The following is a 25,028-nucleotide window of genomic DNA, read 5'->3' on the forward strand; positions in this document are numbered from 1 at the left end:
GTCAGCGCCGTTCCACGAAGCCGACGAAGGGGAGCGTCTTCGTCAGAAGGTAGTACTCGCCGTGCGGCTTCGGCCATTGCGTGACGTTGCGCCCCGACTCCGACCGGTAGTAGTTCGTGCAGTTCGCGCCCATCGCGGACGCGTGTTTCACGAGCTGGCCGTCCACCCAGCGCACCCAGCGGTCGGCCGCCTCCGGACGGGTGTCGACGGCGCGCACCCGGCGGCGCCGCATCCGCGCCACCGTCCGCGCCGCCACCTCGGCCTGCCGTTCGAGCTGGGCGATGATGGAGAAGCCGCCATTGGTGTTCGGGCCGTAGAGCATGAAGAAGTTCGGGTATCCGGGAACGGTGATGCCCATGAACGCCTTCGGGTCGTCCTTCCACGTGTCGTGGATGGAGATTCCGCCGACCCCGCGCACGTCCAGCGACGCGAGGAATTTCGTCGCGTGGAAGCCGGTGGCCATGACCAGGACGTCGATCTCGCGTTCGGCGCCGGTCTCGTCCACGATGCCTTTCGGCGTCACCCGCGTGACCGCGTGCGGGACCAGTTCCACGTTCGGCCGGTTCAGCGCCGGGTAGAAGCCGCTCGCCAGCACCGGCCGCTTGCACCCCCACGGATAGTCGGGGGTGAGCCGCTCGCGCAGCTCCGGGTCGTCGATCGTCTCCCGGATGTACTCGCGGCATTTCCGCAAATTCTCCTGCTGCCTCTTGCCGTGCAGGTCGTAGCCCTTGAACATCACCCTGAACTCGTAGAACAGGCGCAGCCGCCGCAGTTTCTGCAGGACGGGGAACCGCCGGTACATGGCCCGTTCCCGCGCCGTGAAGTCGCGTTCGCCCTTCGCCAGGATCCAGCCCGGCTGCCGCTGGAAGACATACAACCGTTCGACCTTCCCGGCGATGGCCGGGACGATCTGCGTCGCCGTGGAGCCGGTGCCGACGACCGCGACCCGCTTCCCGGTGAGGTCGTGCTCGCTCTCCCAGCGGGCCGTGTGGAATTTCGGGCCCTCGAATTCGTCCAGGCCCGGCCATTCGGGATAGCGCGGACGGCTCAGCAGCCCCAGGCAGCTGATGACGACGTCGAACCGCTCGACCGTTCCGTCCGCGAGCCGGACGTCGTAGCGCGACGCCGACTCGTCCCACGTCGCCGACTCGACCCGGACGCCGAACCGGCAGTGCCGCCGAAGGTCGAACCGGTTGAGGACGTGCTCCGCGTACTCCTGCAGTTCCTCCTGCCGGGCGTGGGTGCGGCTCCAGTCGTAGGTGAGGAACGAGAACGAATAGGCGTGCGAGGCGATGTCCACCTCGCAGCCGGGATAGCGGTTGTCCCACCAGGTGCCGCCCGGGCCGTCCGACTGCTCGAAGACCGTGAAGCGGGTGACGCCCTTCTTCTTCAGTTTCACCGCGGCGGCGATACCGCCGAAACCGCAGCCGACGATCGCCACCCGGGGCCCCATGCTCCGGCTCATAGGGTCATCAGTCTTTCCATCACTCGCACCCCGAAATGCAGCGCGTCCACCGGGCAGCGCTCGTCCACTCCGTGGAACATCGCCGGATAGTCGTAGCCGGGCGGGAACAGCATCGGCGTGAAGCCGTACGTCTCCATGCCCAGCGTCCGGAACCATTTGTTGTCGGTGCCGCCGCTGAACACGAACGGCGCCACCGCGCATCCCGGGCTCACCGCTTCGAGCGCCTCGCCGAGCCGTCCGAACCATTCGCCTTCGTGGTCGGAGAGGACCGGCGGGCTGCGCCGCAGGAGCGCCACCTCGGCCCGCTCCCCGGCGGCCGACGTGATGTGCTCGTGCAACTCGTCCTCGTGCCCGGGGACGAACCGGCAGTCGAACCGCGCCCACGCCTCGCCCGGGATCACGTTCTCCTTGTAGCCCGCGCCGACCCGCGTGACGTTGACCGTGGTGCGGACCCCGGCGGCGAACATCCGCCCGAACGGGCCGGTCCGCGTCGCGAGCACGTCCGCGACGTCGGCCGGGTCGGTGAGCTCGCGCCCGGCGATCCGGGACGCGAGGACGCGCATCGGCTCGGTGACCGTGTACGGCTGCTCGGACGACACCAGCCGCAGCGTCGTCTCCGCCAGCCGGGGGATCGGGTTGTCCCGCGGCACCATGCTGCCGTGCCCGGCGACGCCCTCCTCCCGCACCTCGTACCAGCGCAGGCCCTTGTCCGCGACCGACACCGCGAACAGCGGCGGGCCCGAGGAGACCGGGACGTTGAACCCGCCGACCTCGCCGATCGCCGCGGCGCAGCCCTCGAACAGGTCGGCGTGCTCGGCCACGAGGTGGCCCGCCCCGAGTCTTCCGCCGGTCTCCTCGTCCGCGAGGAACGCGAGGACGAGGTCCCGGCGCGGTCGGCGGCCCCGGGCGAACGTGCCGCCGACCGCGGCCAGTGTCATGGCCACCGCGTTCTTCATGTCGACCGCGCCGCGCCCCCAGACGTGGCCGTCCGCGATCTCGCCGCTGTGCGGGTCGCGCGTCCAGGCGGACGCGTCGGCCGGCACGGTGTCCAGGTGGCCTTGGACGAGCAGCGCGGGCAGGCCCGGATCGGTGCCCGAAACACGCGCAACGACGTTGCCACGGCCCGGCTCCGCCTCGATGATCTCCGGCTCCAGGCCCATCCCGGACAGCAGCGCGGCCACGTACTCGGCCGCCTTCCGCTCGGACGAGCCCGGGTTGCTCGTGTCGAACCTGATCAGGTCGGAGCAGATCTCCTCGACCGGCGGCGGGAGGGACGGCTCAGCCATCGCCGTTCCCCACGGTGAGCGCGGCGACCGCGTACGTCCGGACGGCGGCGAGGTAGTCCGCGACGGGCACGGACTCGTCGTCCCAGTAGCAGTCCATGGATCCGGGCCCGTAGGTGACGGCCTTGATGCCCGACTCCCAGAAGATCGGGGTGTCCGGCCACGCCTGGTGGAAGCCGTGCCGCGCGTCCTGCCCGGTGGTGCGGCGGTGCGCGGCGGCGACGTCGGCGAGGAGCCGCTCGCCGTCCGGCACCCGCAGCGAGCTGCGCGGGTTCTTCAGGCAGGTCGCCTCCAGCGACACGTCCACCGGGAACTCCGCGAGCCGGTCGACGGCGCGCTCCACGGCGGCGCGAACGTCGCGCAACACGTCGTCCTGCGTCTGCTCGGCCGGGAACCGGAAGTCGAACGTGATCTCGCACTTCTCCGGGACGAGGTTGTGCGCGACCCCGCCGGAGATCTGCGCCACGTTGCAGATCTTCACCTCGTCGAGGACGTCGCCGCGCGCGTCGGTGATCGGCATCGCCAGCACCTCGCGGATCACCTCGGCCGCCCGCGCGACCGCGTTCACGCCGATGTCCAGCGCGGTCGTGTGCGCGGCCCGGCCCGTGACGGTCACCGTGACGTAGGCGATGCCGCGCTGGCCGGTGAGGACGCGCAGCTCGCTCGGCTCGCAGTTGATCGCGTACGCGCCGCGCAGGCCGTCCCGGATCGCCTGCCGGGTCCCCTCGCCGCCCTCGAAGTGGTTCGGGACGGCGAGCACCACCACGTCCCTCGGCAGCGGCACGCCGGACCTCGCCAGCATGACCGTCGCCATGGTCATGGCGGCCGTCCCGGCCTTCATGTCCGCCACGCCGACGCCGTAGACCTGCCCGTCGTCGACGTCGCCGCCGAACGGGTCGCGCCGCCACGACTCCGACGGCGGGTAGACCTCCATGTGGCCGTTGAAGATGAGCGCCTCCTCGGGCGGCGCCGCTCCGGCCGCGCGGGCGAGGACGTTCGGCATGCCGTCGGTGCCGGAGCCGGGCAGCTCCACGGCGACGCCCGCGGCCGCGAGCGCGGCGGCGAGGTGCTCGGCGGCGGCGGTCAGGTTCGGGCCGTCGCCCCACACGCTGGGAATGCGGATGAAATCGCGCAGAAAGGCGACGATCTCCGACTCGTTCCGGTCGATGATGTCGATCACGCGGGCCGCGTGGTCGTCCGTCACTACGGGTGCCATGGCGTTTCGTTCTCCGGTCGAGGCGCGGCTGGATTGGTGCGTTCCAGGCGATTCTTGTCGAGCCTAGGATCGTTTCTCTCGGACGTCTTCGGGGCGCCGCACCAAAGAATTCAGGGCGCGGCTATGGGGCGCGCACAGGCGCCTATCGCGGATTCTTGAACACCAGGTCGTGAAAGCGTTCGCCGAGGCGGCGGTAGCCCGCCGCGTTCGGGTGCAGGCCGTCGTAGAGGTCGGCCGCGTCGTCCGGGCCGAGCAGCGAGCGGCCGTCGAGGTAGGTCAGGTTCGGGTCGGCGCGGACGGCGACGACCTCGGCGAGCAGCGTCCGGATCCGGCGCAGGCTGAGGCCCCCGGTCGTGGGGCCGGTCGCGACGTAGCGGCCGGTCCCGTCCTGGACGCACGGCCCGGCCCGGTCCTCGGCGGTCGGGCAGACGATCGGCGAGACGACCAGCAGCCGGGTGTCGGGGTGGCCGTCCCGGACGGTGTCGAGAAACCCGTGCACCACCGGGACGAAAGTGCGCTCCTTCAGCGAGTCGAGGTTCTGCACGTTGATGCCGAGTTTCAGGGTGATGACGTCGGCGGGAAGGTCGCGGATCGTCCGCGCGACGAACGGGTCCAGATGGCAGTTCCCGGCGAACGCGAGGCAGGTCAGGTCGAGTCCGGCGCGCCGCGCCACCCACGCGGGCCAGGCGTCGGTCGGGCCGCCCGCCTCCGCGCAATGGCTGATCGAGCTGCCGTAGTGAATCCATTTCCGGGACGGCGGTTCGCCGGGTGCGACGTCCCCATTGGCGCGCAGTTCCCGCAATTCCACGAGGGCCGCCTGCGGCAGCCAGATCTCGATGTCCTTCCAGGACGGGCCGAGCCCGTCGAACCGGATCGTCTCCGCCTCGCCCGGCACGGTCTCCACCACCTGGCCCGCGCGGACGACGCCGAGGTCGCCGCCCGTCACCGGGACCGACAGGATCCGGTTCCCGCCGATCACCGCGTCGAACGAGACGGGGAAGAGCCGGTGGTAGGCGTTGCGGTAGCGGGTGACGAAGACGTCCAGCTCCAGGACGTCCGCGTCGGTGCGGAACACGAGCCGCACCCCGGCCGGGCGCGGCACCATCAGCCGCATGTAGGAGTCGGTGAGCTGCGGCCGCGTCCACGCCGGGAGCCGCCGGGGGATCAGCCCCGTGTCGGTGTGCTCCACGTCGAGCGCGCCCGCGATCGTGACCGGGCCGTCCAGGAGGTCGATCTTGTGCGGTACGGACATCGCGGCTACCCCTTCCGGACGGCGGCGCGCGGCTCCTCGGCGAGCCAGCGCGCCAGCAGGTGGTCGTGCTCGCCGGGCGCGGGCGCGGGCCGGAACTCCCCGACGGTCCCCGTCGTGCGGACGCCGCCCGCGAGCGTGCGGAAGCCGTCCGGCTCGTCCACGACCAGGCCGCGGGCCAGCGCGTGCGGGTGCGCCAGGGCCTCCCGGACGCCGAGGACCGGTCCGCACGGCACGCCCGCCGCGCCGAGCCGTTCGAGGGCCTCCGCGCGGGTCACGTCCGCGAGCGCCGCCTCGATCTCGTGCTGGAGCGCGACCCGGTTCCGGCCGCGCTCGGCGTCGCTGGCGTAGCGGTCGTCCGCGAGCCAGCCGGGCCGGTCGAGGACGCCCGCGAGCCGCGCGAACAGCGCGTCGCTGGCGACGGCGATCGTGATCGTGCCGTCCTTGACGGCGAACGTCCCGTACGGGGCGCTGATCGCGTGGTGCCCGCCGCTCGGCCGGATCTCCTCGCCGGTGTGCAGCGCCCGCATCGCGACCGACTCCAGGACGGAGACGAGCCCGTCGAACATGGACACGTCGATGTGCTGCCCGCGCCCGGTCCGCCCGCGCTCGTGCAACGCGGACAACACCGCGACCGCCGCGTACAGGGCCGGGACGACGTCGCCGACGCTGATCCCGACGCGCACGCCGGGACCGCCGTCCGGCCCGGTCACCGACATCAGCCCGGACATCGCCTGCACGATCAGGTCGTAGGCGGGACGGTCCGCGAGCGGCCCGGTCCGGCCGAAGCCGCTGATGGCGACGGCCACCAGGCGCGGGTTGAGGCGGAGCAGCTCGTCGGGCGGGAAGCCGAGCCGGTCGAGGACGCCGGGCCTGAAGTTCTCGATCAGCACGTCGGACCGCGCCACGAGCTGGGCGAACCGCTCCCGGTCGACCGGGTCCTTGAGGTCGATCGTGATGCCGAACTTGCCGCGGTTCAGCAGCCGGTGGAAGGTGCTGTCGCCCGCGTCGGTGAACGGCCCGAACAGGCGCGCGTCGTCGCCCGCCGGGGACTCGACCTTGATCACCTCCGCGCCGAGGTCGGCGAGGATCCGCCCGCACAGCGGGCCCGCGAGGACGCGGCTCAGGTCGAGGACGCGGACGCCGTCCAGCGCGGTCATCCGAACCACCGCAGGCCGCTGGAGCGGACGGCGTCCGCCGCCGTCTCGTAGCCCGCGTCGGCGTACCGCATGATCCCGATGCCGGTGTCGGCGGTGAGCGCGGCGGTGATCCGGTCGTCGGCGGCGGCGGTGCCGTCCGCGATCAGCGTGACGCCCGCGCTCTGCATGTAGCCCGCGTACCCGCCGCCGCCCGCGTGGATCGCCACGAGGTCGGCGCCCGAACCGGCGTTGAGCAGCGCGTTGAGCAGCGGCCAGTCGGACACGGCGTCGGAGCCGTCCGGCATGTTCTCGGTCTCGCGGAGCGGCTGCGACACCCCGCCCGGGTCGAGGTGGTCGCGGGTGAACGCGACCGGGCCGCGCAGCTCGCCGATCCGCACCGCCGCGTTGACGAGCAGCGCGAGCTTCGCCCGCTCGCCGTGCGCCAGCCACGAGATCCGGGACGGCAGCCCCGCCTGCCGGACGGACTCGCGCGCGATCGGGATCCACCGCTGGGCGAGCGGGTTGTCCGGGAACTCCCGCACCACCATGTCGTCGATGAGGTCGAGGTCGGCCTGCTCGCCGGACGTCGCGACCCACCGGAACGGGCCGAGCCCGCGGCAGAACAGCGGCCGGATGTAGCGTTCCACGAAGATCGGGATGCGGAACGCGTCCACGCCGTTCTCGGCGGCCTGCGCCCGCAGGTTGTTGCCGTACTCGAAGACGACCGAGCCCGCGTCCTGCCAGGCGAGCATGCACTCCACGTGCGTCGCGATGGACGCGCGGGCGCGGCGGGCCAGCTCGTCCGGGTCGGTGTCGCGCAGGTCGGCGGCCTCGGACGGCGACATCCCGACCGGCACGTACCCGTACCGCAGGTCGTGCGCGGCGGTCTGGTCGGTGACGACGTCCGGGACGACGCCGCGCTCGCGCAGCGCGGGCAGCACCTCGGCCGCGTTGCCGAGCAGCCCGATCGAGGCGGGCCGCTTCGCGTCCATCGCCTCCCGCGCCCAGGCCAGGGCCTCGTCGAGGGACTCGGTGCCGCGCTCCAGGTAGCCGCTGTCGACGCGGCGCTTGATCCGGTCGGCGTCGACCTCGACGCACAGCGCGACGCCGCCCGCCATCACGGTCGCGAGCGGCTGCGCGCCGCCCATGCCGCCGAGCCCGGCGGTCACCATGAGGCGCCCGGCGAGGTCGCCGCCGAAGTGCTCGTCGGCGACGGCCACGAGCGTCTGGTACGTCCCCTGGACGATGCCCTGCGACCCGATGTACTGCCAGTCGCCCGCCGTGTACCCGCCCCACGCGATGAGGCCGCGCTTCTCCAGCTCGTAGAAGTGCTCGCTGGTGGCCCAGCGGCCGACCAGGTTGCTGTTCGCCATCAGGACGAGCGGCGCCCGCGTCCCGGTCGGGAACACGCCGACCGGCTTGCCGGACTGGATGACGAGCGTCTCGTCCTCCTCCATCTCCGTCAGCGCCCGGACGATCTTCTCCAGCGCGGCGTGGTCGCGCGCGACCTTCGCGAGCCCGGCGTAGACGATCAGGTCGTCCGGACGCTCCGCGTGACTCAGCGTGTTCTCCAGCATCCGCAGCAGCGTCTCCTGCCGCGGGCCCCGGCAGCGCAGCCCCTGCTTACCGATCTCGGAGGTGGTGATGGCCATGAAAGTCCCCTTCCCGTCCGCCGCGCGGACCGCCGTTCACGGGGTGCCTTGCTCAGCCCGGGTGACGCCCCGCACGGCCACCGGGTGGTTCGGACGTTTCGGCGGGGAGCGGCTCGTCGCCGGGCCGGGTGAGCCCGGCGCGGGCGAGGACGTCGCGCACGCCGTTGTCGCGGACGTCCCGCCAGAAGGACAGGCACGCCTCCTCGATCCGCACGCCGAGGACCAGCGGGACGACCCGCTTCTCCAGGTCGGGGACGTCCGACAGCCGTTCCAGCGTCTTGTGGAACTCGGCCAGCCGGTCGCCGTGGCTGCGGATCTGCGACTCGGCCAGCCGCTGCACGGTCCCCTCGTCGCCGAGCTCGCTGAAGAACAGCTTGAGCTCGGCCTCGTTGCGGACCTGGAAGACCTCCGTGTCGGGGTCGTTCAGCCATTCGCGCAGCGCCTCGCGGCCGCGCTCGGTCAGCGAGTACGTGCGGCGGCGGCGCCCCTCGGTCTCGGCGGACTCGTCCAGCAGCCCGGCCTCGGCGAGCCGCCGCGGCTCGACGTAGAGCTGGCTGTGCGGGAAGGGCCAGAAATGGCCGATCGAGCGTTCTACCGCGCGTTCGAGCTGGTAGGACGAGCTCGGACCGCGCAGTCCGATCAGCCCCAGCACGAGATAGGAGCTGGACGAGAGGCGAACCATACTGCAGATCGTACCATCTATTCTGGACGGTGGGCGAGCCCGCCTCTCCCCGGCGTCGGGTCACGGCGGCGCTCAGCTCAGCAGGCGCTGGCGGCCCGCGCGCCGCTTCATCGGCGCGAGCGCGGTCAGGTCGACCTCGATCAGGTACGGCCCGGAGCCCTCGGCCGACCGGGCGAACGCGCGGTCGAAGCCGTCCGCCGACGCGACCTTCTCGCCGGGCACGCCCATCGCCGCCGCGAGCGCGACGAAGTCGGGGGTGTGCAGGTCGACGTCGTGCCGGTCGCCGCCGAAGGTGGCCTCCTGGACGTCGCGCAGCACGCCGTAACCGCCGTCGTTGAACACGCAGACGGTGACGGGCGCGTCCTCCTGCGCGAGGGTCGCGAGCTCGCCGATCGACAGCATGATGCCGCCGTCGCCGTGGATCACCACGGCGCGCTCCCCGGTCCCGACCGCCGCGCCGAGCGCGAGCGGCAGGCCCGGGCCGATCGCGGCGGACGCCGGGTGCAGCGACGTGCGCGGCGCGAGCACCGGCAGCAGCCGGTCGCCCCAGGCGTAGGCGGGGACCGTCGAGTCGCGGACGACCGCGCCCGCGCGCGGCAGGTGCCGCCTTATCGAGGCCATCACCGCGCGGTGGTCGGGGCCGAGCGTCTCCAGGGACGCGTCCCGCGCTTCGGCGGCGGCGCGCCGCGCGGACCGGCCCCACTCCGCGTCGGCCGCGCTCGTTGCGACCCGTTCGTCCAGGGCGCGGAGTGTTTCGCGGGCGTCGCCGTGCAGCGCGACGGCGGGCGGGTAGGTGCGGCCGAACACGCTCGCGTCGGCGTCGGCGTGGATCAGCCGGTCGGTGAGGCGGAGCGTCCACGCGTCGGTCGTGTACATCTGGAACCGCGCGCCGACCGCGAGGACGACGTCGGCGCTCTCCACCGCCGCGCGCAGCGGCGGCGTCGTGACCAGCGCGCCGAGGCAGAGCGGATGGTCCTCGGGCAGCGCGCCGCGGCCCTGGACGGACGTCACCACCGGGATCTCCAGCCGCTCGACCAGGCGGCGCAGCTCCGGCCAGGCGCCCGCGCTCAGCACGCCGCCGCCCGCCCAGATCAGCGGGCGGCGCGCGGCCGCGAGCAGGTCGGCCGCCGCGCGCAGCCGGTCCTCGGGCGGCGCGCCCGGCACGTGCGGCGCGGGCTCCGGGACGGTCAGCGCGTCCGGCACCTCCGCGTACTGGAGGTTCACCGGAATCTCCACGGCGGTCGGGCGCGGCCATCCGGCGCCCGCCGCGCGTCCGGCCGCGACGACCGCGTCGCCGACGTCCTCGGCGCGGCGCACCGACCACGTCTCGCGGGTCAACGTGCGCAACATCGCCTGCTGCTGGTCGGCCTCGTGGAGGTAGCCCTTGGAGCGTCCCTGGTAGCCCGACTCGATCTGGCCGGTGATCAGCAGGACGCGGGAGCCCGCGAACTGCGCCTCGAACAGGCCGCCCATCGTGTTCGCCGTGCCGGGGCCGGTCGAGGCGAGCGCGACGCCGAGCCGTCCGGTGACGCGGGCGTACCCGTCGGCCGCGTGCACCGCCGCCTGCTCGTGCCGGACGGCCACGAACCGCACCCCGCCCCGCCGCCGGACCGCGTCCAGGATCGGCAGGTTGTGGACGCTCGCCACCCCGAACACGACCTCCGCGCCGAGCGCCGCCAGCGCCTCCGCGACCAGGTCGCCGCCGGTGCGGGCGCTCACTTTCCGCTCCCCGCCGGGCGCTGGATCGCCTTCAGCTCGGTGAACTGCGCGATCCCGTACGCGCCCAGCTCCCGGCCGTAGCCCGACTGCTTGTAGCCGCCGAACGGCGCCATGCCGTCGAACGGGGCGCCGTTGATCTGGATGCTGCCCGCCTCCATCCGCGCCGCGAACCGGAGGGCGTGCTCGTCGTCCGCGCCCCACACCGCCCCGGCCAGCCCGTACTGGGTGCCGTTGGCGATCGCGACGGCCTCGTCCTCGTCCACGTAGGGGATCACGGCCAGGATCGGGCCGAACACCTCCTGCTGGGCGAGCGCGATGCGCGGATCGGTGACGACGAAGGCGGCGGGGGACGCGAAGTACCCGGTCTGCGGCAGGTCGGAGTCGGGGTGGGACCAGATCGTCCGGGCGCCGTCGACGAGGGCGCGCTCGACGTGCTCGGTCACCCGGTGCCGCTGGTTCGCGCTCGCGAGCGGGCCGACGTCGGCGTCCGGGTCGTCGGAGAGCCCCACCCGGTACTTCGCCATCGCCGCCGCGACCAGCTCCTCCGCCTCCGGCAGCGACTGGAACGGGACGAGCAGCCGCGACAGCGCCGTGCACGTCTGCCCGCTGTTGATCAGGACGGTCCGCACGCTCTTCTCGACCGCCCCGGCGAGGTCGCCGCCGGGCAGCGCCACGGCGGCGGACTTGCCGCCGAGCTCCAGCGTCACCCGCTTGACGGACTCGGCCGCGACCTCGGCGACCCGGCGTCCCGCGCGGGTCGAGCCGGTCAGCGACACCATCGACGTGCCGGGGTGCCGGGCGAGGTACTCGCCGACGTGCATCCCGTTGCCGAAGACCAGGTTGAACGCGCCGGGCGGGGCGCCCGCCGCCGCCATCGCCTCGGCGAGGACGAACGCGTCCAGCGGCGCGACCTCGCTCGGCTTCAGCACCACCGGGCAGCCCGCGGCGAGCGCCGGGCCGATCTTCGCGGCGGTCTGCAGCAGCGGGAAGTTCCACGGCGTCATCGCGGCGACCACGCCGACCGGCTCGCGCAGCACCGTCGAGCCGCCGGTCTCCACCGCGAACTCGACGTCGGCGACGGCCCGCGCGGTGTTGCGGAACGTTCCGATCGCGGTCCGCACCTGGTAGTCGGGGGCGTGCTTGCGCGGCATCCCCATCTCGCTGGAGATCAGCTCCGCGAGCCCGCCGAGCCGGGCCTCGATCTCGTCGGCGACCCGGTCCAGCAGCGCGGCCCGCTCACCGGGCGGCATGCCGCGCAGCACCGTCCGGGCCCGGGACGCCGCCGCCACCGCCCGGTCCATGTCCGCGGTCGACGACTCGCGGACCGTGGCGACGCACTGCCCGGTGGAGGGATCGATGACGGCGATGACGTCCTCGCCATTGCTCTCGACCCATTCTCCGTCGATGTATGTGTCCGCACGGTGGTCCATGTCGCTCCGCTCACCAGTCCTGCGCGATCCAGTTCTGCGCGATCGGTCGAAGCCTAGAATCATCCACCGCGAAACCGTTGAGCCCGGACCACCAAAGAAATCCACCGGGCATTATGTTCGGGACACAGCGCCCCGGAAGGTCAGGCGAACAGGCGGGCCCGCAGATCGGTCCGCGCCTCTTCCCGGTCGCGCCGCATCTGGACCGCGTCGAACGCCATCAGCGCGACATTCAGATCCCCGATGTCGGTGATGCGGCGCATATCCCGTCCGGTCAGCGTGGCGATCTGGCGCAGCCGATAGGCGACCGTGTTCGGATGGACGACGAGTTCTTCGGCCGTCCGCTGCAACGCCATATCGCAGGCGATGTAGACGCGGAGCGTGTCGAGCAGGTGCGGTTTCTCGACGAGCTGCCCGATGCGCGTCTCGATGAGCCGCTTGGACACCCACCGGTTGTGCGCGAGCAGGACTTCGAGGATCACGTCGGTGCACTGCGTGACCTGGCCGCGCTGGTCGCGGTAGATGCTGATCTCCAGCGCGGACAGCGCCTGCCGGCAGCTGTGCCCGGCGGCCGACAGCGTCGCGCCCGGCTCGCCCGCCGACACGAACAGCGACCGGCCCGGCTCGCCTTCGAGCATGTCGCCCAGCAGGGGCACCAGGCCGGGGCCCGGACGGTCGGTCGGCACCAGTGCCAGCAGCACGCCGCGCCGCTCGCGGATAAGGATCTCGCGGCGCGGGTCGTGCTTCCACAGCGCCTCCATGACCCGGCGGCGGACCCGCATCCACTGCTGCGCCGTCGGCACCGGATCGTGGTAGGCGGCGACCGCGCGGAACGGCTGGTGCGGGTTGATGTTGAGCATCCTGGCCTGGTCGTTGACCGTGCTCGCGTCGACCGCCGGGCCCGCGATCAGGCAGCTCAGCAGGTCGGTGCTGACCCGCGCCTGCCAGCCCGCCAGCTCGTTGTAGGTGCTGGTGAACGCCTCCAGCTCGTGCGTGCAGAGCACGTCGAACAGCTCGCCGAGCCGTCCGAGGACGACGCGGATCTCGTCCATGCCGGACTCGGTGTGCGCCAGCACGTGGTCGGTCAGGACGCGCTCCAGCAGCCGCAGCCACTCGACCGCCTCGGCCACCGACCGGCCCTGCAGCGCGACCCGCGCGCCGCGGCCCGGCGGCAGCTCGGGCACCGCGCCGTTCCCGGCGAGCCCGTCGCCGCACAGCTCGATCACCCGCACCGCCATCTCGAACGCCTCGACGGGCGCCTGGCGGTCCACGGTGCCGGTTTCGGTCGTGCTCACGTACTGCCGGACGAACTCGTTCGCGATGGCGGTGGACGCCGACCTCAGATCGCGGGCAACGGCCGACAGGTGGTCGGCGAGCGCCGCGGACGTGTCGGATGATGCCATGATCACCTTCCCCGGACCGGGGTCGGGGAGACACGCGTCACGCTCCCGACCCAGGTCCGTGGAGGTGTATCACGCTATTTCGGCCCACGTCAACGGCGTGATGCCCCGCCCCGGACCCCGCCCCGGGCCCCGCCCCGGCCAGGCAAGCGGTAGTTCGGCGGGCCCTTCGCGGGCGTCCGATTCCTGGGCAACTGTGTGCCCCACACAGGCACCCCCAGGGACTTTTGTGACTCCGCCCTCATGACATATGGCGGACCGTAAACGTTCACTGTGTCGACAACGGCACGGGCCGCGACGGCCCGGCACGGCGACCCGCCCTTCGAGGGCGCCCCGGACCGGAGGGACGGTGAATCGTGACGGCGCAGACCTCGGCGACGCGTCCGCCACCCGCCGCTGACGCCCGCCCGCCGGCGGCGCGGCGGCGGGCCTGGCGGCCGGGATTCGTCACCGCGGCGCTCGGCCTGCCGGTCGCGTTCATGGCGATCGTCTACGCCTATCCGGTCGGCGCGATGCTGCTGAAAAGCGTCACCGAGCCGACTGCGGGATTCGGGAATTTCACCGAGGCGGCGACCGACCGCACGATGTGGCACGTCCTCTGGATCACCGTCCGGATGTCCGCCGAAGTCGCGGTGCTGACCGTTCTGCTCGGCTTTCCGGTGGCGTATTTCCTCGCCCGGACGTCGAAACGCAAAGCGCGATTCCTCGTGCTCCTCGTCGTCATCCCGTTCTGGACGAGCATTCTCGTGCGCTCGTTCGCGTGGATCGTCCTGCTCGGCGACAACGGCCTGGTGACGAAGATCCTTGAACCGCTGACCGGTGACGGGCAGGGCATGCTCTACAGCGAGAGCGCCGTGATCATCGCGATGACGCACATTCTGCTGCCGTTCCCCATTCTCATCATCAAGGGGACGCTGGACCAGATCGACGCCTCGCTGCCGCGTGCCGCGCGGTCCCTCGGCGCCGGGCCGGTCCGCGCGTTCGCGCACGTGTACCTGCCGCTGGCCGTCCCGGCGATCGTGAGCAGCGGGATGCTGGTGTTCGTCATCGCGCTCGGCTTCTACGTGACGCCCGCGCTGGTCGGCGGGCCGAAGCAGAGCACGATCGCGGTCGTGATCGCCGAGGCCGTCCAGGTGAACTTCGACTGGGGGATGGCGGCGACGCTCGCGACCCTGCTCCTGATCCTGGCCACCGCGCTCACCATGATCGTGCGGCGGCTCACCAAGGTGAAGGGGCTGGTGACGCTGTGACCGCCGACCTCGGCGCCGTCCCGGCACGGCCGAAGCCCCCGGCCGGGAAGCGGCGCGGGAAGCGGAGCCCCGCGACCAAGGCGGAACGCGCGCTCGGCTGGGCGCTGCGCGGCCTGGTCGCGCTGATCCTCGCCTTCCTGGTGATCCCGATCCTGATCGTCGTCCTGGAGTCCTTCAACAGCGTCGACTACCTGTCGTTCCCGCTGGAGGGCTGGTCGCTGACCCACTACCGGCAGTTCTTCGCCGACTCCGCGTGGGTGGACGCGACGCTGCTCAGCGCGCGGATCGCGCTGCTCGCGGCGGCGATCGCGACCGTCGTCGGGACGGCGGCGGCCTGGGGCCTCGCCCGCAGCCCGGCGCGCGGCAAGGGCGTCGTGTTCGCGCTGATGTACTCGCCGCTGGTCATCCCGATCATCGTGCTGGCGATGAGCTACTACTTCACGTTCGCCGACTTCCGCGTGATCGGGCAGTGGCAGGTGATCGCGGTCGCGTACTCGGTGATGGGCGTCCCGTACGTCCTCGTGGCGGTGTCGAGCGCGCTCCAGCAGTTCGACTCCGAGCTGGAGAACGCGGCGCGGACGCTCGGCGCCTCGCTGCCGCGCACCCTGCTGCGGATCACGCTGCCGTCGCTGACGTCGGCCATCTCCGCGGGCGCGCTGTTCGCGTTCGTGATCGCCTTCGACGAGGCGGTGATCATCCTCTTCGTGTCCGGCACCGGTTCGGTCACGCTGCCGCGCAAGCTGTGGGACAGCGTGCGCTACGACCTCACGCCCACGCTCGCGGTCGCCGGGACGATCCTCATCGCCGTCTGCGTCGGGCTGTTCCTCCTGTCCGAGTTGATCAAGATCCTCCGTGAACGGCGGGAGCGCCGATGAGCGAGCAAGCAAGCGCCGGCGCCGGCGCGCCGGTGACCGACGAGCGCCCGGTGCGGCCGGACCCGCCAGCGGCCGCCGAAGACCAGGTGGTGTTCTCCGGGATCCACAAGTGGTACGGGGACGCGCCCGCCGTCCACGACTTCAACCTCGCGATCCGCAAGCGCGAGTTCGTGACGCTGCTCGGGCCGTCCGGGTCGGGCAAGACGACGAGCCTGCGCATCCTCGCCGGGCTGGAGTCGGCGACCGCCGGGGAGGTCTACCTCGCCGGGCGGGCCGTCACCGACGACGTCCCGGAGAAGCGCAACATCGGCCTCGTCTTCCAGAACTACGCGCTGTTCCCGCACATGACCGTCGCGCAGAACATCGCGTTCCCGCTGAAGATGCGGCGGATGAGGAAGGCGGACGCGGCCCGCGAGATCGACCGCGTCCTCACGATGACGCGGCTCACCGAGTTCCGGGACCGCTACCCGCGGCAGCTCTCCGGCGGCCAGCAGCAGCGCGTCGCGCTCGCCCGCGCGTTCGTGTTCGACCCGAGCGTCCTGCTGATGGACGAGCCGCTCGGCGCCCTCGACCGCAACCTCCGCGACCACATGCGGCTTGAGTTGAAGGCGCTGCAGCAGCGGATCGGCGCGACCGTCCTCTACGTCACCCACGACCAGGACGAGGCGCTCGCCCTCTCCGACCGGATCGGCGTCATGCACCGGGGCGTCCTCCAGCAGACCGCGCCGCCGCACGAGCTGTACGAGGCGCCGGTGAACTCGTTCGTCGCGAAGTTCCTCGGCAAGTCGATCTGCCTGCCCGCGCGGCGGGTGGAGAAAGGGGCGCGCACCGTCCTGGAGGTGTCCGGGGTGGACGGGCGCGTCCTGGTCGAGGCGGGCAACGACTGCTCGGCCGCCGACGACGCCGAGTTCATGATCCGGCCGGAGCGGCTGCGGATCTCCGCGGAGCGCCCGGACGCGGCCGACCGCAACGCGGCGCGCTGCACGGTCGCGGCGCACGTCTACCTCGGTCCGCAGATCGAGGTGCACCTGCGCACCGCCGAGGGCGCCGAGCTGGAGGCGATGGTGCCCGCGGAGCTGCGCGCCGACTTCGAGGTCGGCTCGCCGCACTGGCTGAGCTGGGGACCGGGCGACTGCCGCTTCCTCCCCCGCGTCGACTGACGACTTCCTCCGATCTCTCTGAAACCGCCTCCCGCCACGACCTCTGTTCGGCATGCCTGCACTCGCACGGAAGGGCAAGCGATGAATTCACCGGCACTGACGTGCTGTACGTGGCACATGGACGGAGACGTCGGTGTGCTGACGCTGAACCGTCCGGACCGGCTCAACGCGATCTCCAACCGGGACATCGACGAGCTGGACCGGGTGATCATGCGGGCGGGCAAGGATCCCGCCGTCCGGGCCGTGGTGATCACCGGGGCCGGACGGGGCTTCTGCTCCGGCGCGGACGTCAAGGAGTGGGCGGCCCGCGCCGACGCCGACGAGGAGTCCTGGCCCGCGAAGATGCACCGGACGATCGCCCGCCTCTACTGGCTGCCGAAGCCGGTGGTCGCGGCCGTGAACGGCGTCGCCGCCGGGTCGGGGTTCGACATCGCGCTCACCGCCGACATGCGGATCGCGTCGGAGGCGGCCCGGTTCGGCCAGGTCTACGCGCAGCGCGGCATCTGCCCGGACGCGGGCGGCTCCTACCTGCTGCCCCGCGTCGTCGGGGAGGCCCGCGCCGCCGAGCTGATCTACACCGGCCGGATCATCGACGCGGACGAGGCGCTGCGGATCGGCGTGGTCAGCGAGGTCGTCCCGCCGGAGAAGCTGATGGACCGCGCGCTGGAGCAGGCGGCCGTCTTCGCCGCCGGGCCGACCGTGGCGATCGGCATCGCGAAGCAGAACATCCGGATGGGGCACACCATCGGGATCGAGGAGGCGCTGCGCAACGAGCAGCGCGGCGGGCACGCCTGCGTCCACACCGAGGACATGGCCGAGGGCCTCCGCGCCGCCGTCGAGAAGCGCCACCCCGTCTTCAAGGGCCGCTGATGGACGGCGACTCCGCTGTGGGGGGACGACCCCCCACGCCCCCCGAGAAGCGCCGCTGGTCCGGTTCCCTCCATTCCGCTGGCGCTCCATTCCGGGAACCGGACCAGCGGCTTGACCGCCTCTTCCGCCCCAAGAGCGTGGCGGTGGTGGGGGCGTCGCCTAAGGGCGGGTATGGGCTGCGGATTCTGCGGAACATGCGCGGGGTCGGGTTCGAGGGGCGTCTCTACGTCGTCAACCCCGGCCGGACGGAGGTCGGCGGCGTCCGCGCGTACCCGTCGCTGAGCGACCTGCCGGAGGCGCCGGACGCGGTGGCGGCGGCGATCCCGGCGGCGGGCGTCCCGGCGCTCGCGGCGGAGGCCGTGCGGGTCGGCGCGGGCTCGATGGTCGTCTACGGCGCGGGGTTCGCCGAGCGCGACGACGCGGGCCGCGCCCTCCAGGCCGAGCTGGTCGCCGCCGCCGACGGACGCCTCCCGCTGATCGGCCCGAACTGCCTGGGGACCGTCAGCTACCGGGGACGCGCCGCGCTCTGGGGCATCGAAATGCCCTACGTCCACGCGGGCGCGGACGGGACGGTCGCGCTCGCGGCGCAGAGCGGGAACATGGCGCTGACGACGATGCTGTCAGGACGCCTCCCCGCCGTCGCCTACGCCGTGTCCGCGGGGAACCAGGCGGTGCTCGACCTGGCGGACTGCCTGGAGTACTTCCTCACCGACCCCGGCGTGCGCGTCGTCTGCCTCGTCATGGAGGGGCTCGCGGACCTCGCCCGGTTCCGCGTCCTCGCGGAGCGGGCGGCGGAGCGCGACGTCGCGGTGATCGTCCTCAAGGTGGGCCGGTCGGCGGGCGGCGAGGCCGCGACCGTCGCGCACACCGGGACGCTCGCCGGACGGGACGCCTCCTACGACGCCCTGTTCCGGCAGACCGGCGTGTACCGCGTCGACGACCTGGACGAGATGGTCGCGCTGTGCTCGCTGCTCGCCGTCCCGAACCGGCCGCGCGGCGCCGCGATCGGGTTCTTCGCCAGCTCCGGCGGCGAGTGCGGGCTGACCGCCGACGTCGCGGACGCGGCGGGCGTCCGGCTCGCCGACCTGGACGCGGCCGCCGAGTCCGCGCTCGCCGCCGCCGTGCCGCCCTACCAGCGGCCGCGCAACCCGATGGACCTCGGCGCGTCCGCGTGGGGCGACCGGGACGCCTACTACGCCGCCGCCCGCGCGATGGGGGAGTGCCCGGCGGTCGACGTCGTCGCGTTCTCCGGCGACGCCCCGACGCACTCCGACCCGCTCGACGAGTTCGGCTGGCCGGAGATGATGGGCGGCGCGGGCGACGCGGCGGCGGAGCTGGACGTCCCGGTCGTGCTGCTGACCATGACCACCGATGTGACGCCCGAGCTGGGCGAGCTGGCGCGCCGGAACGGGGTGGTGCTGCTCGCGGGGGCGCGCCCCGCGCTGCGCGCGATCGCGCTCGCCGGCAGGCCGCGCCCGTCCGTCCGCGCGGAGGAGGCGGACCCGACCGATTCGGCCACGCGGCGGAGCGCCGCCGAGCTGCTCGCCGGACGGACGGGCGCACTGACCGAGACCGAGTCCAAGCGGCTGCTGGCCCTGTACGGGGTGGCGTCGCCGGACGGCGAGGTCGCGTCCGACGCCGACTCCGCCGTGGCGGTCGCGGATCGGCTCGGCTACCCGGTGGTGGGCAAGCTCCACGTCCCGGGCGTCGCGCACAAGTCCGACATCGGCGGCGTGGAGATCGGCCTCGCCGACGCGGCGGCGGTGCGCGCGGCGTTCCACCGGATCATGCGCCGCGCCGCCGCGGCGCTCGACGGCCTCGACACCGGCGGCGGCGTCCGGCCCGGCGTGCTCGTGGAGCGGATGGCGGGGCCGGGCGTCGAGCTGATCGTCGGCGGCCGCAACGACGCGGCCGGGTCGCTGGTCGTGCTCGGCGCGGGCGGCGTCCTCACCGAGCTGCTGGACGACGCGGCGGGCCTGCTGTGGCCGTTCGGCCGCGACGACGTCCACGCCGCGCTGTCGAGGCTCCGCGTGAACGCCCTGCTGGGCGGCCACCGGGGAAGCCAGCCCGCCGACGTGGAGGCGCTCGCGGACGCCGCGCTCCGCGTCGGACGCCTGCTCTCCGACCACCCCGAGATCACCGAGATCGACGTCAACCCGCTGCTGTGCCGTCCGAAGGGCGAGGGCTGCCTCGCGCTGGACGCGCTCGTCGTCGCGGACCCGGCAAGGAAAGGAGGAGCGAGCTGATGGACTTCGCGATCCCGGACCATCTCGTCGAGTTCCGCGAGACGGTCCGCAGGTTCACCGAGACCGAGCTCATCCCGCACGAGGACTACGTGGAGGAGCACGACGGGCTCCCGGAGGACGTCGAACGGCGCATCCGGGAACGCGCGCTCGCCATCGGGCTGAACTCGATGGGCATGCCCGAGGACGTCGGCGGGGGAGGGATGGACGTCCTCGGCCAGGTCCTCGTGACCGAGGAGCTGTTCCGCGCGCTCGGCGGCGTCGCCGAGTGCGTGCCGACGACGCCGAGCGTCATGCTGGCGTGCGACGAGGAGCAGCGGGAGCGGTTCCTGATCCCGTGCGTGCGCGGCGACATCCAGTGGTGCTTCGCGCTGACCGAGCCGGACACCGGGTCGGACGCCGCCGGGATCCGCACCCGGGCCGCGCTCCGCGACGACGGCTCCTGGGTGATCAACGGGCGGAAGCGGTTCATCAGCCACGGCGACACGGCCGACTTCGCGATCGTCTTCGCGCTCACCCATCCCGACCGCGAGCAGGACCGCATCACCGCGTTCCTCGTCGAGAAGGGCACGCCGGGGTTCGGCGTCGGGCAGCTCCACAAGACGATGGGGCACCGCGGCTACCGGCAGGCCGAGCTGGTGTTCGACGACTGCGCCGTCCCGGCCGCGAACGTGCTCGGCGAACCGGGACGCGGGTTCAGCCTCGGCCACGGCGCGCTCAGCGCCGGACGGATCATGACCGCCGCGCGCTGCCTCGGCCCGATGGCCCGGCTGATCGACGACGGGCTGGAGTGGGCGAAGCAGCGCGTCCAGTTCGGCCGTCCCATCGCGGACTACCAGGCCATCCAGTTCATGCTGGCCGACTGCGCCACCGACCTGCACGCCGCCCGGCTCATGACGTACGAGGCGGCGTGGGCGGCCGACCAGGGGCAGCCGCCGAAGACGGTGCACGCCAAGGCGTCCACGGCGAAGCTCTTCGCCAGCGAGGCGCTCGGCCGGGTCGCGGACCGCGTCCTGCAGATCTTCGGCGGCACCGGCTACATGAACGAGACGTACGTCGAGCGCGCCTACCGCAACGCCAGGATCGAGCGGATCTGGGAGGGCACCTCCGAGATCCAGCGCATCATCATCGCCCGCAACCTGCTCAAACGAGGAATGTTCCGCTGACTCCCGCCTCGGCCAGGTCACCACCCACCCCCGAAATCGCGCCAGCAACGAAGGACGAACCATGAACATTCCCGGCACCTCGCACGGTCCCGCACTGTCCCGCAGGAACCTGCTGCGCGGCGGCGCCCTGCTCGCCGGCGGCATCGCCGCCGCGCCGCTGCTGTCCGCCTGCGGCGGCTCCGGCGGCGGGGGCGGCGGCGGCAAGAAGGTCGTCGTCGCCGACTGGGGCGGCGCGCTCGTCGAGGCGGAGAAGAAGTACATCTTCGAGCCGTTCAGCAAGGAGACCGGCATCGAGGTCGTCGTCGCCGGGCCGCCGACCCCCGCCAAGATCAAGGCGATGGTCGAGACCGGCAACATCGAGTGGGACCTCATCGCGGGCGGCCCGAGCACCGTCCTGCCGATCGGGCGCAAGTACTTCGAGACGCTGCCCGACAAGCTGCTCAACATCCCCGGCATCGACAAGTCCTACGTCGACCCGAACTGGCTCACCTACTACCTGTTCTCGATCGTCCTGGCGTGGAACACGTCGGTGGTCGGCAGCGGGAAGAAGCTGGAGAGCTGGGCCGACTTCTGGGACACCGAGAAGTTCCCCGGACGGCGCTCGCTGCGCGGCGCCGACAACGGCGTCCCGCCGGACATGGAGTTCGCGGTCCTCGCCGACGGCGTCGACATGAAGTCGGTCTACCCGATCGACGTCGACCGCGCGTTCCGCAGTTTCGGCAAGCTCAAGTCGCACGTGCCGCAGTGGTGGACGTCCGGCGCCCAGCCCGGCCAGATGCTGGTCAGCAAGCAGGTCGGCGCGTCGAGCATCTTCTCCGGCCGCATCGGCGAGCTGAAGCAGAAGGGCGCGCCGCTCGACTTCACGTGGAACGGCGGCATGTTCCAGCTGGCCGCCTGGTCGGTCGTGAAGGGCGCGCCGAACAAGGAGAACGCCTTCAAGCTGATGGAGTTCTCCGTCCGCCCGGACATCCAGGCGAGCGTCTGGAGCAAGTACCCGAACGGCCCGTCGAACGCCAAGGCGCTCGACCTGATGGACAAGGAATTCGCGAAGACGCTGCCCTCCCACCCGCAGAACGTGGAGGTGCAGTTCCTCCAGGACGCCGAATGGTGGGGCAAGAACCGCGACACCGTGCTCAAGCGCTTCCAGGAGTTCTCGAAGTCCTGACGCCATAAGCGCGCAAGTCCGCACCAAGGGAGAACGCAGTGGAATCATTGGCAGGCCGCGCCTACCTCGTCACGGGGGGCGGCACCGGCATCGGCGCGGCCACCGCCCGCCGCCTCGCCGCCCTCGGCGCGTCGGTGACCGTGGTCGGGCGCCGCGGCGAACCCTTGGACGCGGTCGTCGCGGACGTGGAGCGCCAGGGCGGGCACGCCCTGGCGCACCCCGCCGACGTCCGCGACCCGGCCGCCGTCGAGGCGGCGGCCGACGCGGCGCTCGCCCGGTTCGGACGGCTGGACGGCCTCGTCAACAACGCGGCCGGGAACTTCGTCGCGCCCGCCGAGCGGCTGTCGGCGAACGGCTGGCGCGCGGTCGTCGACATCGTCCTCAACGGGACGTGGAACTGCACGTCCGCCGTGGCCCGCCGGATGATCGAGGCGGGCGCCCCCGGCGCGATCGTCAGCGTGATCGCCACCTACGCCTGGACGGGCCATCCCGGCACCGTGCACAGCGCGGCGGCGAAGGCGGGCGTCGTCGCGATGACCCGGACGCTCGCCGTCGAATGGGCCCGCTACGGGATCCGGCTGAACTGCATCGCGCCGGGCCCGACCGAGACGGAGGGCGCGGGCGCGGCGCTGTGGGCCGACGACGCCGACCGGGCGCGCGTCCTCGCGTCCGTCCCGCTGAACCGGTTCGCGAGCGCCCCGGAGATCGGTGACCTCGTCGGGCTGCTGCTGAGCGACCGCGCCGGGTACGTCACCGGCTCCGTCCTCACCGCCGACGGCGGGCAGTCGCTCGGCACGCAGATCTACGGGCCGCCGATCGCGGACGCCGCCGCCGCTCAGTGACCGGACGCGGGAAACCCCGGTAGGCCGGGCTCGGGCGGGACGCCGAGCGTGTTCAGCGTGGTGGCGACCGTCCAGTACCGGCCGACGACGGCGATCAGGTCGATGAGCTGCGCCCGGTCGTAGGTCTCGGCGAGTTCCGCCCAGGTGGCGTCGGTCAGGTCGCCGTCGTCGTGCAGCTCGTCCACGGCGCGGAGGAGGGTCGCCTCGAACGGCGTCCAGCCCTCCGCGCCGGGGCCGCGCGTGACGCGCTCGACCTCGTCCGGGGTGACCCCGGCGGCGGCGCTCATCCGCACGTGCTGCCCGAACGCGTACTCGCAGCGGCGGCGCCAGACGACCCGCAGAATGGCGAGTTCGCGGTCGCGCGCGGGGAGCGGCGAGTCGTTGAGCAGGTAATGCTGGAGCGGGCGCTGCGCCTTCATCAGGCCGGGGCTGTGCGCCCAGGTGCGGGAGACGTGCGCGGTTCCCGTCCATCCGTCCGCGCCGAACGCCTCGCGTTCCAGGCGGTGGTAGGAGTCGATGTCCAGCGGGGCTATGCGGGGCTCGGTCATTCCTCTTCCTGGAGGTCGTCGCGGGCAATGGTCCTGATCCTGCCGCCGGGGTCGCGGCCGACCTGGACGGCGGTCGGAATGGGGAAGTGCGGTGCGAGGACGATCGCCCCCGTGTCGGCGGCGAGCGCGGCGATCTTCTCCCGGCTGCGCACCGACTCGGACGGCTCCTCGTCGACGGACGGCAGCCAGCAATGGTGCTCGACATGCGCCGGATGGTGCGCGAGGTCCCCGGCGAGGATCGCGGTGTCGGGGCCGTCCGCGACGACGACCGACACGTGTCCGGGCGTATGGCCGTGGGTGCGCACTATCCGCGTTTCCTCGGAAAGGGCGAGGTCGCCGTCGAAGAGGCGGAGCCGTCCGGCGTTCTCGACGGCGCGCAGGCGGGCGCGCACCTTGTCGGCCATTCCATTGTTGAACGGGATGGCCTTGACGTCGTCGCCCGTCCAGTAGGCGGCCTCGCGCTCGTGGACGTGGACGGTCGCGTTCGGGAAGGTGAGCGAGCCCTCGTCGTCCCGGATCAGCCAGCCGCAATGGTCGGCGTGCAAATGGGTCTGGACGATCCGGTCGACGTCGGCGGGCGCGATGCCGAGCGCGGCGAGGCCGTCCAGCAGTCTCCCGGCGCCCGCGAGGCCCGGGATCTCGTGCGCGCGGTGCCCCCAGCCCGCGTCGACCAGCGTGACGTGGCCGTCGCCGGTGACGACGAAGCCGCCGAACGTCACGGGGAAAGGGGTGTCCGGGTCGTCGACGCCGACGACCGGCATCCATTCCGACGGCTCGGCCCCCGTGAACCAGAAGCGGCGCGGCCCCGTCGCGACGCCGTCGCTGAGGTGCGATATCCGCGTCCGGCCGATCGCGAAGGTCGCCGGAGAGGTCGCCGGAGGAAGTGCCATTTCCCGCTCCATTTCAGGACGCCCGCCGGAACTTGACCCGCCACCGCACCTGGCGTTCCTCCCAGGCCCGGGGGCCGGGGGTCAGCGGTTCGCCGGACGGCGGTTTCGGCTCGGGGTCGTCCGCCTCGTAGACGGCGTTGTAGCGGGGAGAGCCGGGCGCGGGGTGGATGAACTCGTGCCAGAGCCGGAAACGCGTCCCCCGGTCATAGCCGAACCGCGGAAGGATCTCGGGGAGGTGGACGCCGGTATAGAAATCGTCGAACTCCGCGATCTCGGCGGCGGTCGCGTCCGCGGCGGGATCCATGCCGATCATGGACATCCGGCCGGGATCGACGTCGGCCGCGCCGACCGAGCCGGTGTTCTCCCAGATCATCCGCCAGACCGCGGTGGCGCGCTGCCAGGCGCCCGGCCCCTGCGTGTAGACGGGACGCTCCCGCTTAAGGAAATCGCGGGCGGACTGCTCGTCGCCGATCCCGTACACGGCCAGCCAATGGGGGACGCCCTCGTCGTCCACCGGATCGACGAGTTCATATCGAGCGGCGCTCACGAAGCCCTCGTTGAGGCGGATCACCTCGTCGAGATGGACCGAGTCGTAGAAGTCGGCGAGCGCGCGGAGTTCGGCCTCCGGCTCGCCCGGTTCGGCCCGCAGTCCCACGGCCAGGAAGAACGGGCAACTGAACGGCTGCCTTCCCATGAAGCGCTTACCTCCGCGTCCGGGACCATCCGAAATGCATCATGCACTCCATAGCATGTCAGATCGGTGATCGGCCCCGCGCGGCCGGGGTCG

At 72.5% G+C, this 25,028-nt stretch carries 21 protein-coding genes; 8 read left to right on the top strand and 13 right to left on the bottom strand.

The annotated features are described in order from the left end of the window. Nucleotide 1: 1 nt before the first annotated feature. The 10 genes from ACH01S_RS28930 to ACH01S_RS28975 all read right to left on the bottom strand — a co-directional run bounded on the left by ACH01S_RS28930 (nt 2) and on the right by ACH01S_RS28975 (nt 13,235). Nucleotides 2-1,453 carry a flavin-containing monooxygenase gene (locus tag ACH01S_RS28930; RefSeq protein ID WP_067898475.1) on the bottom strand — a complete coding sequence of 484 codons (1,452 nt, stop codon included), beginning with the start codon at nt 1,451-1,453 and terminating at the stop codon, nt 2-4. Between the two features lie 8 nt (nt 1,454-1,461). After that, nucleotides 1,462-2,751, bottom strand: a complete 1,290-nt coding sequence (locus ACH01S_RS28935) for a M20/M25/M40 family metallo-hydrolase (protein WP_067898479.1) — start codon at nt 2,749-2,751, stop codon at nt 1,462-1,464. Further along, nucleotides 2,744-3,964, bottom strand: a complete 1,221-nt coding sequence (locus ACH01S_RS28940; protein WP_083981260.1) for a M20 family metallopeptidase — start codon at nt 3,962-3,964, stop codon at nt 2,744-2,746. Before ACH01S_RS28940 ends, ACH01S_RS28935 begins: the two co-directional genes overlap by 8 nt. Before the next feature lie 142 nt (nt 3,965-4,106). Further along, the gene (locus ACH01S_RS28945; protein ID WP_067898487.1) at nt 4,107-5,216 is read right to left on the bottom strand and encodes a GDSL-type esterase/lipase family protein; all 1,110 of its coding nucleotides are present in this window, start codon (nt 5,214-5,216) and stop codon (nt 4,107-4,109) included. 5 nt (nt 5,217-5,221) lie between these two features. After that, the gene (locus tag ACH01S_RS28950) at nt 5,222-6,373 is read right to left on the bottom strand and encodes a CaiB/BaiF CoA transferase family protein (protein WP_067898490.1); all 1,152 of its coding nucleotides are present in this window, start codon (nt 6,371-6,373) and stop codon (nt 5,222-5,224) included. Next, nucleotides 6,370-8,004, bottom strand: coding sequence for a urocanate hydratase (hutU, locus tag ACH01S_RS28955; protein ID WP_067898493.1), 1,635 nt, complete (start codon nt 8,002-8,004; stop codon nt 6,370-6,372). Before hutU ends, ACH01S_RS28950 begins: the two co-directional genes overlap by 4 nt. Before the next feature lie 52 nt (nt 8,005-8,056). Continuing rightward, nucleotides 8,057-8,686, bottom strand: coding sequence for a PadR family transcriptional regulator (locus tag ACH01S_RS28960; protein WP_067898496.1), 630 nt, complete (start codon nt 8,684-8,686; stop codon nt 8,057-8,059). Between the two features lie 72 nt (nt 8,687-8,758). Next, a complete protein-coding gene (locus ACH01S_RS28965; RefSeq protein ID WP_067898499.1) occupies nt 8,759-10,405 on the bottom strand; it encodes a thiamine pyrophosphate-binding protein in 1,647 nt (548 codons plus the stop codon). Continuing rightward, on the bottom strand, nt 10,402-11,835 hold the full coding sequence (locus tag ACH01S_RS28970) for an aldehyde dehydrogenase family protein (RefSeq protein WP_067898501.1): 1,434 nt from the start codon (nt 11,833-11,835) through the stop codon (nt 10,402-10,404). Before ACH01S_RS28970 ends, ACH01S_RS28965 begins: the two co-directional genes overlap by 4 nt. A 140-nt stretch (nt 11,836-11,975) precedes the next feature. After that, nucleotides 11,976-13,235 (bottom strand): PucR family transcriptional regulator, encoded by a 1,260-nt coding sequence (locus tag ACH01S_RS28975; protein ID WP_067898504.1) that lies wholly within the window; start codon nt 13,233-13,235, stop codon nt 11,976-11,978. 353 nt (nt 13,236-13,588) lie between these two features. Between ACH01S_RS28975 and ACH01S_RS28980 the strand changes: the two genes are divergently transcribed. The 8 genes from ACH01S_RS28980 (at nt 13,589) to ACH01S_RS29015 (ending at nt 22,803) form a co-directional block, all read left to right on the top strand. Continuing rightward, the gene (locus ACH01S_RS28980; protein ID WP_083981261.1) at nt 13,589-14,482 is read left to right on the top strand and encodes an ABC transporter permease; all 894 of its coding nucleotides are present in this window, start codon (nt 13,589-13,591) and stop codon (nt 14,480-14,482) included. Beyond that, complete coding sequence (locus ACH01S_RS28985; RefSeq protein ID WP_169809374.1) at nt 14,479-15,357, top strand: ABC transporter permease; 879 nt, start codon at nt 14,479-14,481, stop codon at nt 15,355-15,357. Before ACH01S_RS28980 ends, ACH01S_RS28985 begins: the two co-directional genes overlap by 4 nt. Further along, the gene (locus ACH01S_RS28990) at nt 15,354-16,517 is read left to right on the top strand and encodes an ABC transporter ATP-binding protein (protein ID WP_067898507.1); all 1,164 of its coding nucleotides are present in this window, start codon (nt 15,354-15,356) and stop codon (nt 16,515-16,517) included. The genes ACH01S_RS28985 and ACH01S_RS28990 overlap by 4 nt, the downstream gene beginning before the upstream one ends. Before the next feature lie 135 nt (nt 16,518-16,652). Beyond that, nucleotides 16,653-17,387 carry an enoyl-CoA hydratase/isomerase family protein gene (locus ACH01S_RS28995; RefSeq protein ID WP_169809375.1) on the top strand — a complete coding sequence of 245 codons (735 nt, stop codon included), beginning with the start codon at nt 16,653-16,655 and terminating at the stop codon, nt 17,385-17,387. Further along, complete coding sequence (locus ACH01S_RS29000) at nt 17,387-19,633, top strand: acetate--CoA ligase family protein (protein WP_083981263.1); 2,247 nt, start codon at nt 17,387-17,389, stop codon at nt 19,631-19,633. The genes ACH01S_RS28995 and ACH01S_RS29000 overlap by 1 nt, the downstream gene beginning before the upstream one ends. After that, entirely contained in the window at nt 19,633-20,796 is a 1,164-nt protein-coding gene (locus ACH01S_RS29005; RefSeq protein WP_067898516.1) for an acyl-CoA dehydrogenase family protein, read from the top strand. The genes ACH01S_RS29000 and ACH01S_RS29005 overlap by 1 nt, the downstream gene beginning before the upstream one ends. Before the next feature lie 61 nt (nt 20,797-20,857). Then, nucleotides 20,858-21,961: an ABC transporter substrate-binding protein gene (locus tag ACH01S_RS29010; RefSeq protein WP_067898520.1), complete on the top strand. Its 1,104-nt coding sequence runs from the start codon at nt 20,858-20,860 to the stop codon at nt 21,959-21,961. A 38-nt stretch (nt 21,962-21,999) separates the two neighbouring features. Further along, nucleotides 22,000-22,803, top strand: coding sequence for an SDR family oxidoreductase (locus ACH01S_RS29015; RefSeq protein WP_067898523.1), 804 nt, complete (start codon nt 22,000-22,002; stop codon nt 22,801-22,803). Here the strand turns inward: ACH01S_RS29015 and ACH01S_RS29020 are convergent. From ACH01S_RS29020 to ACH01S_RS29030, 3 genes are read right to left on the bottom strand one after another with little or no spacing between them, the layout of a single operon-like run. Next, nucleotides 22,797-23,351 carry a carboxymuconolactone decarboxylase family protein gene (locus ACH01S_RS29020; RefSeq protein WP_067898526.1) on the bottom strand — a complete coding sequence of 185 codons (555 nt, stop codon included), beginning with the start codon at nt 23,349-23,351 and terminating at the stop codon, nt 22,797-22,799. The genes ACH01S_RS29015 and ACH01S_RS29020 overlap by 7 nt on opposite strands. Beyond that, nucleotides 23,348-24,241 carry an MBL fold metallo-hydrolase gene (locus ACH01S_RS29025; RefSeq protein ID WP_169809377.1) on the bottom strand — a complete coding sequence of 298 codons (894 nt, stop codon included), beginning with the start codon at nt 24,239-24,241 and terminating at the stop codon, nt 23,348-23,350. The genes ACH01S_RS29020 and ACH01S_RS29025 overlap by 4 nt, the downstream gene beginning before the upstream one ends. Nucleotides 24,242-24,254: 13 nt before the next feature. Beyond that, entirely contained in the window at nt 24,255-24,935 is a 681-nt protein-coding gene (locus ACH01S_RS29030) for a hypothetical protein (protein WP_067898532.1), read from the bottom strand. Nucleotides 24,936-25,028 lie beyond the last annotated feature (93 nt).

The organism is Actinomadura chibensis NBRC 106107 (genome assembly GCF_001552135.1).
GTDB classification, from domain to species: Bacteria; Actinomycetota; Actinomycetes; order Streptosporangiales; family Streptosporangiaceae; genus Spirillospora; species Spirillospora chibensis.

Bases quoted from the DNA above. Each gene is read 5' to 3' on its own strand.
- ACH01S_RS28930 (WP_067898475.1), bottom strand. From the start codon at position 1,453: ATGGGGCCCCGGGTGGCGATCGTCGGCTGCGGTTTCGGCGGTATCGCC.
- ACH01S_RS28935 (WP_067898479.1), bottom strand. From the start codon at position 2,751: ATGGCTGAGCCGTCCCTCCCGCCGCCGGTCGAGGAGATCTGCTCCGAC.
- ACH01S_RS28940 (WP_083981260.1), bottom strand. From the start codon at position 3,964: ATGGCACCCGTAGTGACGGACGACCACGCGGCCCGCGTGATCGACATC.
- ACH01S_RS28945 (WP_067898487.1), bottom strand. From the start codon at position 5,216: ATGTCCGTACCGCACAAGATCGACCTCCTGGACGGCCCGGTCACGATC.
- ACH01S_RS28950 (WP_067898490.1), bottom strand. From the start codon at position 6,373: ATGACCGCGCTGGACGGCGTCCGCGTCCTCGACCTGAGCCGCGTCCTC.
- hutU (WP_067898493.1), bottom strand. From the start codon at position 8,004: ATGGCCATCACCACCTCCGAGATCGGTAAGCAGGGGCTGCGCTGCCGG.
- ACH01S_RS28960 (WP_067898496.1), bottom strand. From the start codon at position 8,686: ATGGTTCGCCTCTCGTCCAGCTCCTATCTCGTGCTGGGGCTGATCGGA.
- ACH01S_RS28970 (WP_067898501.1), bottom strand. From the start codon at position 11,835: ATGGACCACCGTGCGGACACATACATCGACGGAGAATGGGTCGAGAGC.
- ACH01S_RS28975 (WP_067898504.1), bottom strand. From the start codon at position 13,235: ATGGCATCATCCGACACGTCCGCGGCGCTCGCCGACCACCTGTCGGCC.
- ACH01S_RS28990 (WP_067898507.1), top strand. From the start codon at position 15,354: ATGAGCGAGCAAGCAAGCGCCGGCGCCGGCGCGCCGGTGACCGACGAG.
- ACH01S_RS29000 (WP_083981263.1), top strand. From the start codon at position 17,387: ATGGACGGCGACTCCGCTGTGGGGGGACGACCCCCCACGCCCCCCGAG.
- ACH01S_RS29005 (WP_067898516.1), top strand. From the start codon at position 19,633: ATGGACTTCGCGATCCCGGACCATCTCGTCGAGTTCCGCGAGACGGTC.
- ACH01S_RS29010 (WP_067898520.1), top strand. From the start codon at position 20,858: ATGAACATTCCCGGCACCTCGCACGGTCCCGCACTGTCCCGCAGGAAC.
- ACH01S_RS29020 (WP_067898526.1), bottom strand. From the start codon at position 23,351: ATGACCGAGCCCCGCATAGCCCCGCTGGACATCGACTCCTACCACCGC.
- ACH01S_RS29025 (WP_169809377.1), bottom strand. From the start codon at position 24,241: ATGGCACTTCCTCCGGCGACCTCTCCGGCGACCTTCGCGATCGGCCGG.
- ACH01S_RS29030 (WP_067898532.1), bottom strand. From the start codon at position 24,935: ATGGGAAGGCAGCCGTTCAGTTGCCCGTTCTTCCTGGCCGTGGGACTG.